This is a genomic window from Herbiconiux daphne, assembly GCF_024979295.1.
GTDB lineage: Bacteria > Actinomycetota > Actinomycetes > Actinomycetales > Microbacteriaceae > Herbiconiux > Herbiconiux daphnes.
The window spans coordinates 1-727 of sequence record NZ_JANLCJ010000356.1; the positions used below are offsets into that span (position 1 = coordinate 1).

The window sequence follows — 727 nt, forward strand, 5'->3', positions numbered from 1 at the left end:
ATCCACCTTACGTAGATTGGACAATTCAGCTACAAACTTCTGCTGCTGTTTCTTTGGTTGCTTCTGTTTCTTCTCCATCTTTGGCGTTATCCTTACGCATTGAGATTGGCACTGACAAGAAAGCTGGTCTGCCAAACTGTTTGAGGAAACGTTTGTTGAATCGGCGAATTTGCTGATTGCTTAAACGTTTGAAGTAATCGACGAACCCTTCACGATGTTCGTCGGTAATCGACGTAACGTTACCATCGAGGTCGATACGATTGTTCACGGACATGGCCATACATTTGTATTCCCAACGCATAGTCCAAATCCACAACAGACAACTGATTTCAGCGCTAGTGTAATCTGGTTCACGCTCTTTCAACTGTTTATGAATACCGACTGCCAGCGGTGACGGGAAGGACGGATTAAATACTTCCGGATACTTCTCAATCATCGTCGGCATAATACGACGGTAGAAATCATATTTAATTGGGCTTACAAATGCCATGATAGTTCCCTTATAGGAGATGTTAATAACGTCAGACCAGACTGCTACACCGAACAGGCTACTCAAACGTTACTAAAAAGGCCACCCGAGGGCAGCCTTTGTCACGTCACTGTAGTGCGGAATTAATAGGAATGGAAATCCCCATTGGCACCCAAATACCCTTTACGACCGTGTTTGTAACCAACACCAACATCATTCTGAGTGCCGTCGTATGCCCTTTCGTTATGTAGGTAGTCA

General features: G+C 44.4%; 1 protein-coding gene. It reads right to left on the reverse strand.

Going from position 1 to position 727, the window contains the following annotated elements; all coding sequences use genetic code 11:
• Positions 1-25: 25 nt before the first annotated feature.
• Positions 26-490, reverse strand: coding sequence for a ProQ/FinO family protein (locus N1032_RS25225; protein ID WP_259543326.1), 465 nt, complete (start codon positions 488-490; stop codon positions 26-28).
• Positions 491-727: the final 237 nt, after the last annotated feature.

Excerpts from the sequence above, each read along its gene's own strand:
- N1032_RS25225 (WP_259543326.1), bottom strand. The coding sequence starts at position 490 with ATGGCATTTGTAAGCCCAATTAAATATGATTTCTACCGTCGTATTATG.